This is a genomic window from Aequoribacter sp. (assembly GCF_965659035.1).
Classification (GTDB): domain Bacteria; phylum Pseudomonadota; class Gammaproteobacteria; order Pseudomonadales; family Halieaceae; genus Aequoribacter.
Genome location: NZ_CBFHWH010000078.1, coordinates 1 through 9,585, shown reverse-complemented (window position 1 = coordinate 9,585; position 9,585 = coordinate 1). Strand labels below are relative to the sequence as shown.

General features: G+C 50.8%; 9 protein-coding genes. 6 read left to right on the top strand and 3 right to left on the bottom strand.

The window, feature by feature from the left end:
- Nucleotides 1-3,006: methionine synthase (metH, locus tag ACTF5Z_RS09875; RefSeq protein WP_438985485.1), on the top strand; the 3,006-nt coding region annotated here is incomplete at its 5' end.
- A 9-nt stretch (nucleotides 3,007-3,015) separates the two neighbouring features.
- Nucleotides 3,016-3,246: a DUF2970 domain-containing protein gene (locus tag ACTF5Z_RS09870; protein WP_438985484.1), complete on the top strand. Its 231-nt coding sequence runs from the start codon at nucleotides 3,016-3,018 to the stop codon at nucleotides 3,244-3,246.
- Nucleotides 3,247-3,260: 14 nt separating this feature from the next.
- Here the strand turns inward: ACTF5Z_RS09870 and ACTF5Z_RS09865 are convergent, their stop codons facing one another.
- On the bottom strand, nucleotides 3,261-3,374 hold the full coding sequence (locus ACTF5Z_RS09865) for a methionine synthase (protein WP_438985483.1): 114 nt from the start codon (nucleotides 3,372-3,374) through the stop codon (nucleotides 3,261-3,263).
- Nucleotides 3,375-3,534: 160 nt separating this feature from the next.
- On the opposite strand from ACTF5Z_RS09865, the gene ACTF5Z_RS09860 reads away from it, so the two are divergent.
- The 3 genes from ACTF5Z_RS09860 to ACTF5Z_RS09850 are packed head-to-tail and all read left to right on the top strand — an operon-like array spanning nucleotide 3,535 to nucleotide 6,882.
- Nucleotides 3,535-5,193: a nitrite/sulfite reductase gene (locus ACTF5Z_RS09860; protein WP_438985482.1), complete on the top strand. Its 1,659-nt coding sequence runs from the start codon at nucleotides 3,535-3,537 to the stop codon at nucleotides 5,191-5,193.
- Complete coding sequence (locus ACTF5Z_RS09855) at nucleotides 5,177-5,644, top strand: DUF934 domain-containing protein (RefSeq protein WP_438985481.1); 468 nt, start codon at nucleotides 5,177-5,179, stop codon at nucleotides 5,642-5,644. Before ACTF5Z_RS09860 ends, ACTF5Z_RS09855 begins: the two co-directional genes overlap by 17 nt.
- A 59-nt stretch (nucleotides 5,645-5,703) precedes the next feature.
- Nucleotides 5,704-6,882 (top strand): cation:proton antiporter domain-containing protein, encoded by a 1,179-nt coding sequence (locus ACTF5Z_RS09850; protein ID WP_438985480.1) that lies wholly within the window; start codon nucleotides 5,704-5,706, stop codon nucleotides 6,880-6,882.
- Nucleotides 6,883-6,926: 44 nt separating this feature from the next.
- Here ACTF5Z_RS09850 and ACTF5Z_RS09845 read toward each other — a convergent pair whose 3' ends face one another.
- A complete protein-coding gene (locus ACTF5Z_RS09845; RefSeq protein ID WP_423848545.1) occupies nucleotides 6,927-7,856 on the bottom strand; it encodes an electron transfer flavoprotein subunit alpha/FixB family protein in 930 nt (309 codons plus the stop codon).
- The gene (locus tag ACTF5Z_RS09840; RefSeq protein WP_423848546.1) at nucleotides 7,853-8,605 is read right to left on the bottom strand and encodes an electron transfer flavoprotein subunit beta/FixA family protein; all 753 of its coding nucleotides are present in this window, start codon (nucleotides 8,603-8,605) and stop codon (nucleotides 7,853-7,855) included. Before ACTF5Z_RS09840 ends, ACTF5Z_RS09845 begins: the two co-directional genes overlap by 4 nt.
- A gap of 240 nt (nucleotides 8,606-8,845) precedes the next feature.
- Here ACTF5Z_RS09840 and ACTF5Z_RS09835 point away from each other — a divergent pair.
- The coding region (locus tag ACTF5Z_RS09835) for an NAD(P)/FAD-dependent oxidoreductase (protein ID WP_438985479.1) at nucleotides 8,846-9,585 on the top strand (740 nt) is incomplete at its 3' end.

Here is a 9,585-nt window from a genome sequence, read left to right as displayed (position 1 = left end):
ACCGCTGAAGCCTTCTGGAACTCTATAGCACATGCCAAACCTTTAATTGTAGGCACCAATTGTGGTCGACGATTTAAAGAAGTACGCCCTTATGTCGAAGCCCTAGCCAAGGCCGCGGATTGCTATTTCAGCGGTCATTTCAATGCCGGTCTTCCCAACGCGTTCGGCGAATATGATGAAACACCCGAAGACATGTTTGCTGATCTTCAAGATTTTGCTCAGCGCGGTTTTTTGAATCTTGTTGGCGGATGCTGTGGTACTCGGCCCGAGCATATCAAAGCAATCGCTGAGGCGGTTGGCTCAGCCAAACCTAGAGAGCTGCCAAAACTCGACCCCGGTTGCTATTTAAGTGGACTTGAACCGTTCAACATTACGGCGGAGTCTCTCTTTGTCAACGTTGGCGAGCGTTGCAACGTCACCGGGTCGGCGGCGTTTAAACGTCTCATTATCAACGAGCAGTATGAAGATGCTCTGGCTGTAGCGCGAACCCAAGTCGAAGACGGGGCGCAAATCATCGACATCAACATGGATGAGGGCATGCTCGACGCTCAAAAAGCCATGGTGACCTTTTTGAATTTGGCGGCTTCCGAGCCCGAAATCAGCCGAGTCCCGTTTATGCTTGACTCATCTCGCTGGGATGCAATCGAAGCGGGCCTAAAATGTGTGCAAGGAAAATGCATCGTCAACTCAATCAGTCTGAAAGAAGGGGTTGCTGATTTCCTAGAAAAAGCCCGTTTGTGTCAGCGCTTTGGTGCTGCTGTTGTCGTGATGGCATTTGACGAAGATGGGCAAGCAGACACCTTCGAGCGCAAGACAGAAATCTGTCAGCGATCCTATACCCTGTTGACCGAAGAGCTGGGCTTCAATCCAAACGACATCATTTTTGACCCTAATATCTTTGCAGTTGCAACGGGTATCGACGAGCACAACAACTACGCTGTAGATTTTATCGAGGCTACGCGCTGGATCAAACAAAACCTGCCGGGCGCCATGGTGTCTGGGGGTGTGAGTAACGTTTCGTTCTCTTTCCGGGGTAATAATCCTGTTCGTGAAGCTATCCACTCAGTTTTCTTGTTCCACGCGATTAAAGCCGGGCTAGATATGGGAATCGTCAACGCCGGGCAACTGGCCGTCTACGACGAGCTACCCGCCGCGCTGAAAGAAGCCGTCGAGGACGTTATCTTAAATCGACGAGACGATGCCACTGAGCGACTTCTGGATATCGCCGAAGAATATCGTGGTGATGGTGCAGCGACAAAGAAGGTCGAGGATCTAGAATGGCGCACATGGCCCGTTGCGAAACGTATCGAACACGCACTCGTTAAGGGTATTAATACTTACGTTATTGAGGATGCCGAAGAAGCACGTCAGGCTTTCAGCCGCCCCATCGAGGTGATCGAGGGCCCCTTAATGGACGGCATGAATGTCGTGGGCGATTTGTTTGGCGAGGGCAAAATGTTTTTGCCACAAGTCGTGAAAAGCGCACGAGTCATGAAGCAAGCTGTCGCCTACCTGCAGCCTTTTATTGAAGCGGAAAAAACCGAGGGTAGCGGTAGCAACGGCAAAATATTAATGGCTACGGTCAAAGGCGATGTCCACGATATTGGCAAAAATATTGTGGGTGTAGTTCTGCAGTGCAACAACTTCGAAGTCATTGATTTAGGCGTCATGGTACATTGCGAAACCATCCTTCAAGCCGCCAAAGAACATCAGGTCGACATTATCGGTCTGAGCGGACTCATCACGCCCTCCTTAGATGAAATGGCCCACGTAGCCTCTGAAATGCAGCGGCAAGGCTTCAATATTCCTCTGATGATCGGTGGCGCCACGACATCAAAAGCGCACACAGCCGTTAAGATTGCACCGCAGTATCAAAACGATGTTGCGGTCTACGTTCCCGATGCTTCACGCAGCGTATCCGTCGCAACCGCCCTACTCGGCGAACAAAAGCCTTCTTTCCAGCAGAATCTAGCGCAGGAATACGAGATCGTTCGGGAACGTGTTGCTAACCGCAAGCCCCTAAAACCTGCTTTGACGTATTCGGAAGCACTGAAACGTCGCTTCCAACCTAATTGGGCTGAGTACGCACCGACCAAGCCAAGGTACCTTGGCACACAAGCCATAGAAGTCCCACTCGCAGATTTGGTGCCCTACATCGACTGGACGCCCTTCTTTTTGACTTGGGAGCTGGCCGGCAAATTCCCGGCTATACTGGACGATGAGATCGTCGGCGAACAAGCGACGCTGCTTTATCAAGACGCTAGAGCCATGCTGGAGCAAATGGTTCGAGAACAATGGAGTACAGGCAAGGCGGTCGTGGGGTTTTGGCCAGCCTCGAGTCGGGGTGATGATATCCTCATCTTTACCGACGACACCCGTACACAAGTCCAGGAGGTATTGCATCAAGTTCGGCAGCAGGCAAACCCGGGTGACGATAGCAAGCCGACCTATTCGCTCGCGGATTTTCTCCCGCCCCAAGGCAATGATTTACACGACTATCTGGGCGGATTTTGTGTGACGACCGGACACGGCATTGATGAGCGAGCTAAAGCATACGAGGCCGACGGCGACGACTACAACAGCATTATGATTAAGGCTCTAGCCGATCGATTAGCTGAAGCGCTCGCCGAGTATATGCATCAGCACGTCCGCAAGACACTGTGGGCCTATGCACCTAATGAAGACCTGGATAATGCGCAGCTGATAAAAGAACAGTATCAGGGTATCCGGCCAGCGCCTGGCTATCCAGCCTGCCCTGATCACTCAGAGAAAGACACCCTATTTCGTTTACTTAACGCAACAGAACTATGCGGTGTTGAGTTAACAGACAGCTATGCGATGACGCCAACGGCGGCAGTCAGCGGCTATTATTTTGCCAACCCGGAAACGCGCTATTTCAATGTCGGCAAAATATCTAAAGAGCAAGTCGAGAGTTTGGCATTGCGTAAAGAAAAAAGTGTCGCCACAATTGAGCAATGGTTACGCCCCAATCTGGCTTATAAATAAGGAATGCACGTGACAGATCAGGAAAACACAACAGAACAGAACAATAAAATGGGCTTGTGGGACATCGTAAGAAGCGTTTTTGCGGCAGGTTTAGGCGTGCAGAGTAGCAAAAATAGAGAGCGTGATTTCAACCAGGGGAGTGCTAAGACTTTTTTCTTCGCTGGGCTTATCTTTACCGTTATTTTTATCGGCGGTGTTTACGGTGTAGTGCAGATGGTTTTGGCTAGCGCTGGGCGCTAGCCAAACGCGCGGTATCAAGAAGGCATTCCTGACAGCCACATATACAAAGCAAACACCACTAAACCGATGATTGCAGTCGCTGCTATTGCGTCAGCGCGCCCGTCCTCTTCTCTTTCCATATCAGACATCGTCTTCTCCACGAATAAACATTAGAGCCGACATTATAGGGTTTTCAGCTATCACTGACTACTGCTACAAAACGGTTCTAAGCATAGAAAAAACTAAACTAATTCACCCGCTCAATTCTTTGCTAGAGTCCGCACCTCAGCTTATAAGTGGATATCGAGCATGTACCAATACGATCACTACGATCAAGCAATCGTTGACCAGCGGGTGGCGCAATTTAGAGATCAAACTCAGCGCTTCTTGAGCGGTGCACTCAGTGCTGAGGAATATCAACCCTTGCGATTACAAAATGGGCTGTACATTCAACGGCACGCCCCCATGCTGCGTATTGCTGTACCTTACGGAATGATCAGCAGTGGTCAGCTGCGGGCAATCGCAGAGATCACCCGCAAGTACGATCGCGGTTACGCACACATCAGTACGCGCCAGAACATACAAATTAACTGGCCTGAGTTAGAGCGAGTCCCCGACATATTGGCCGACCTCGCAAAAGTACAAATGCACGCAATTCAGACCAGTGGAAACTGCATTCGAAATATTACCACCGATCAATTCGCCGGTGTGATAGACGGCGAACAGCTCGACCCCCGGCCTTACTGCGAGATCTTGCGCCAATGGAGTACATTGCATCCCGAGTTCGCCTTTTTGCCGCGTAAGTTTAAGATCGCTATTTCCGCCAATGCCACCGATCGCGCGGCCATTTTGGCGCATGACGTCGGCATCGAGTTAAAACGCTGTGATCAAGACGTGGTCGCCGATGTTTACGTCGGTGGTGGCCTGGGTCGGACTCCCATTATCGGCTCATTACTCAAGGCCAATCTCCCTGCTGAAGACCTGATCAGCTATCTCGAGGCCGTCGTCCGGGTCTACAACCAGTTCGGGCGGCGTGACAACAAATACAAAGCGCGCATAAAGATTCTTGCTAAAGCGATGGGCGTCGAAGCATTCGGCGCCAAGGTTGACGCGCAGTGGGATTTAAAAAAGCAATCCGAGCTACAAATCACTGAATCCGAGCTGGCGCGGGTGAGTTCGTATTTCTCAGCGCCCGACTACCAACCCTTTGACGTCCAGATGTCAGCAAAGCTGGAGGCACGACTGAACGAGAATCGTCTTTTCGCGCGTTGGTTCGAGAAAAACACCCTCGCACATCGGCAACCAGGATATCGCATCGTCAACATCGCTCTGAAAAGTGCGGGGATAGCACCAGGCGACGTGACTCACATGCAGCTAGACGCACTTGCCCAACTGGCCGATCGCTACAGCTTTGGAGAATTGAGAACAACGCACCAACAAAATATCGTGCTTGCTGATGTCCCACAAAGCCAACTCTACGAACTGTGGCAAGCACTGCAGGTACATGAGCTAGCTGCACCCGTGATCGGTACATTACACGATATGATCTGCTGCCCTGGGGGTGACTTTTGCTCTCTGGCAAACGCCAAATCGATACCCATTGCACAAGCCATTCAAGCACGGTTCGATGACCTCGATTACGTCTACGATTTAGGGCAGATTGAACTGAATATTAGCGGCTGTATGAACGCCTGCGGCCACCATCATATTGGCCACATCGGCATTTTAGGTGTTGATAAAAAAGGGCGCGAGTTCTACCAAGTGGCCCTTGGTGGCCGCCAAGGCCGGGAAGCATCGATTGGCAAAATCCTCGGCCCCTCGTTTGGCGCGGAGGATATGCCCGATGTAATCGCAAAGATTTTGAATGTTTATGTCAAAGAACGTTTAGACGAAGAGAGCTTCCTACAAACGTACGACCGAATTGGAATTGATCCTTTTAAAGAGGCTGTCTATGCAACATCTCACTAACACCGCAACCCACGCTGACCCGTATCACTTCAGTGTGTTTAACCCCTCTGCAACAGAACCTCACGCAGCGACACCCAACTTGACTGATTGGATTGCCGCAGACATCAAGCCAACTCGTGTGACTGTAGCTCCGGGCGAGGATTTTAGCGCCCTACTCAACCAACTCAATAAACTACAGGTCATCGAAATACAATTCCCCGTGTTTACAGACGGGCGCGGATTTTCAACCGCACGCGAGTTACGAGAACGAGGCTATACAGGCACCCTTCAAGCCACAGGCGCGTTCATACTCGATCAAATCGAGTATCTCTCTCGGTGTGGCTTCAATGCGTTTGAATTTGAAAGCGAGAACCACGCGAAGGTGGCGCAACTTCGCCTAGCTCACCGTCAAGAGGTCTATCAGGGCGACGCCCGCCAACCACTACCTTTATTTCGAAGACGACCGAACTAGACTGGAGAAACGTTTTAAAGCCGTCTAAACTGGCGGCTCAGTCTTTCGACATCCGAGTTATGGACGCCCACAGCTTAACGTTTTCGTTTTTTCTTATTTTTAGCGGGGCGGCGGTCCTAGCAACGATTGCCCTGTACACACGACAACCGCTCATCATCGCTTACATCGTCTTAGGCGGACTTCTCGGGCCCTCCGGCTTTGAGCTGGTGAATGATTTAAGCTTACTCGAAGATATTGCCCATATTGGCATTATCTTCCTGCTTTTTTTGCTGGGTTTAGATATGCAACCCTCGGCCCTGATCGCCACGTTAAAGAAGAGCACGCCGGTCGCCATAGCAAGCTCCATCGCGTTCTTCGGCAGTTCAGCCTTCTTAGCAAGTCTGTTTGGCTTCGAACTAACAGAAGCCGCCGTTATTGGTGCCGCCATGATGTTTTCATCAACCATCATCGGCATCAAATTACTCCCCACCACGGTTTTGCATCATCGGCACATTGGTGAAATGATGATTGGCCTCTTGCTACTGCAAGATATCATCGCCATCATGGTGCTGATCGCGCTAAACGCGATAGGCGGTAGCGCCGACGAAGGTCAGCTTGCAAGCGCGATCCTCAGACCCGCCCTAGGCTTACCGCTACTGATTGGCGCCTGTTACGCCTGTGTTCGTTGGCTGGTATTGCCGCTCTTGGCTCGCTTCGACCGCTTCCAAGAGTACTTGTTTCTGATGGCGATTGGCTGGTGTCTCGGGGTTGCCGAGCTGTCGTCCGCTATTGGCCTTAGCGCTGAAATTGGGGCGTTTGTCGCAGGTGTTACTGTAGCGACGAGTCCTATCTCACAATTTATCGCTATTAGCTTAAAACCCTTGCGCGACTTCTTTTTAGTTCTGTTTTTCTTCTCGGTAGGTGCCCGCCTAGAAATTGCAGCACTTCCTGATGTCGTGGGCGCCGTGGTAGTACTGAGTGCAGGCGTATTGCTGTTTAAGCCTCTCGTTTACCGTATCTTATTAGGGAGCGTGAGCGAGAAAAAATCTTTAGCCTGGAACATGGGCTTTCGCTTGGGACAAGCCAGCGAGTTTTCTTTGCTTATTGGCTACGTGGCACTAGCGCAGGGCCTGCTATCCGTACAGGGCGCCGTTGTCATTCAGGCTGTCAGTATCCTGACCTTACTGGTGTCATCCTACATCGTAATATTGAACTTCCCTACCCCGATTGCAATATCTGACGAGTTACGACGAGACTAAAAAAAACCCAGCCACTGGCTGGGTTTTAATGAAGTGGCTAAAGCTTAAATGGCAGCTTCGAGTTCAGGCAAGGCTGTAAACAAGTCTGCCACAAGACCATAGTCCGCAACCTGGAAAATAGGTGCATCTTCGTCCTTGTTAATAGCGACGATGACTTTTGAGTCTTTCATACCCGCTAGGTGCTGAATCGCGCCTGAAATACCCACTGCAATGTAAAGATCTGGCGCGACAATTTTACCCGTTTGGCCGACCTGCATGTCGTTAGGTACGAAGCCTGCGTCAACCGCTGCACGAGACGCACCAATGGCAGCACCAAGCTTATCGGCAATACCATCTAACAGCTGGAAGTTTTCGCCATTCTGCATGCCACGACCACCCGAGATAACAACCGATGCGGCAGTAAGTTCAGGACGGTCAGACACCGCGACTTCTTCACCCACGAAGCTCGATATACCGGCGTCATGAACGCTGGCTACTGCTTCAACGGAAGCGCTACCGCCCTCTGCGGGCGCAGCGTCGAATGACGTGCCACGCACCGTGATCACTTTTTTCACATCTGAAGACTGCACTGTGGCGATCACATTACCTGCGTAAATTGGACGCTTGAACGTGTCCGAGGATTCCACAGACATGATTTCAGAAATCTGCGCAACGTCTAACAAGGCGGCCACGCGCGGCATAATGTTCTTTGCCGAGGTCGTTGCCGCAGCAATGATGTTGTCATAACCGGCGGCGAGCTCTGCAACCAGCAAACTTACGTTCTCTGCAAGCTGATTTGCGTAAGCCGCATTATCCGCAACCAATACTTTGTTTACGCCCGCTACCGCAGCGGCTTGCTCAGCTGCCGCACCGCAGTTTGCACCAGCGACTAGAACAGCAACATCACCACCAAGTTGGGTCGCGGCAGTTACGGCAGACAAAGTCGCTGCCTTGAGAGTATCGTTATCGTGTTCTGCTAAAATTAAGGTACTCATGCTATCACCTTCGCTTCATTTTTCAGCTTATCAACAAGGGTTGCGACGTCTTCTACTTTAATACCCGCCTGACGTTCGGCTGGTGGCTCGACCTTGACCTGAGTGACATGGGTCGTCACTGCAACACCTAAATCGTCGGCAGTTAGAACGTCTAATGGCTTTTTCTTTGCCTTCATAATGTTAGGCAAGGAAGCGTAGCGAGGCTCATTCAAGCGCAGATCAGTGGTGACAATCGCAGGCAAAGCCAACTTAACGGTTTGCAAACCACCATCGATTTCGCGAGTCACTGTGACGCTGTCACCCTCAACTTTTACTTCAGACGCAAACGTACCTTGTGCCATATTGGTCAAAGCGCCCAACATTTGGCCGGTTTGGTTGTTGTCACCATCAATTGACTGCTTGCCCAGGATAACCAACTGAGGCGCTTCTTTCTCGACCACGCCTTTCAGTAGTTTAGCGACAACCAAAGGCTCGACAACGCCATCCACCTCAACTTGAATAGCACGGTCTGCGCCCAAAGCCAGTGCTGTACGCAACTGCTCTTGGCAAGCCTTGGGACCTACAGAGACTGCGACGACTTCAGTGGCTACGCCCGCTTCTTTCAAGCGAACAGCTTCTTCTACCGCAATTTCACAGAATGGATTAATCGCCATCTTGACATTGTTCAAATCAACATCTGAACCGTCTGCTTTGGCGCGCACTTTAACGTTGTAGTCAACAACGCGTTTAACCGCGACAAGAACCTTCATGGATTCTCCAGTATTTGCTCGTTCAATAAAAGCCACAGCCTATGGCCATGGCGGCGTATCGGGCGGCTAGAATGCCGCTAAGGGTCGCAAAGGTCAACCACCTGGGACCCTATGTGTCGTAAAATGCAACTAAATAGACGATGTACATCAACCTCTAAGTCGATATAATCGAACTTCGAGTATGTTAATGCATTTACAGCAAAAAAACACTTCCGAGACCCAAGTGTAAGAGGACAGGATATGGAACGCGAATCTATGGAATTTGATGTCGTCATCGTTGGTGCTGGCCCCAGTGGTCTGAGCGCAGCGTGCCGCATTATGCAGTTGGCCCAGGAGTCTGAGCAAGAAATTACTGTGTGTGTCGTAGAAAAGGGCTCGGAAGTTGGTGCGCATATCTTATCTGGCGCCGTCTTAGAACCTCGCGCACTCGATGAGTTATTTCCAGACTGGCAATCCATGGGAGCTCCGGTTAACAGCAAGGTGACACAAGACACCTTCTACTTTTACACCAGCCAACAGTCTGCCTTAAAACTTCCAGGATTCGCGATTCCGAAACCCACTCACAACGACGGCAACTATATCGTCTCTATGGGCAATGTCTGTCGCTGGCTAGCAGAACAAGCCGAAGGGCTCGGGGTAGAAATTTACCCCGGCTTCACCGCAGCAGAAATCCTGTACCACGAAGACGGAAGCGTAAAGGGTATTGCCACCGGTGAGATGGGAGTTTCCGCCGAAGGTGAGCAAAAAGACAGCTATGTGCCCAGCATGGAGCTTCACGCCAAGTATACCTTGTTCGCAGAAGGCTGCAGAGGACATTTAGGCAAACAACTGATCGAACAATTTAACTTAAGTGAAGGAAAAGATCCGCAGCACTACGGCATCGGTATTAAAGAAATCTGGGAAATCCCAGCCGACCAGCACGAAGAAGGTAAAGTCATTCACGGTATTGGCTGGCCCTTATCGGAAAGCGGCTCGAGCGG

What these genes read in the sequence shown, in the direction of transcription:
- ACTF5Z_RS09855 (WP_438985481.1), top strand. Translation starts at nt 5,177, where the DNA reads ATGCAACATCTCACTAACACCGCAACCCACGCTGACCCGTATCACTTC.
- ACTF5Z_RS09865 (WP_438985483.1), bottom strand. Translation starts at nt 3,374, where the DNA reads ATGTCTGATATGGAAAGAGAAGAGGACGGGCGCGCTGACGCAATAGCA.
- ACTF5Z_RS09840 (WP_423848546.1), bottom strand. Translation starts at nt 8,605, where the DNA reads ATGAAGGTTCTTGTCGCGGTTAAACGCGTTGTTGACTACAACGTTAAA.
- ACTF5Z_RS09850 (WP_438985480.1), top strand. Translation starts at nt 5,704, where the DNA reads ATGGACGCCCACAGCTTAACGTTTTCGTTTTTTCTTATTTTTAGCGGG.
- ACTF5Z_RS09860 (WP_438985482.1), top strand. Translation starts at nt 3,535, where the DNA reads ATGTACCAATACGATCACTACGATCAAGCAATCGTTGACCAGCGGGTG.
- ACTF5Z_RS09845 (WP_423848545.1), bottom strand. Translation starts at nt 7,856, where the DNA reads ATGAGTACCTTAATTTTAGCAGAACACGATAACGATACTCTCAAGGCA.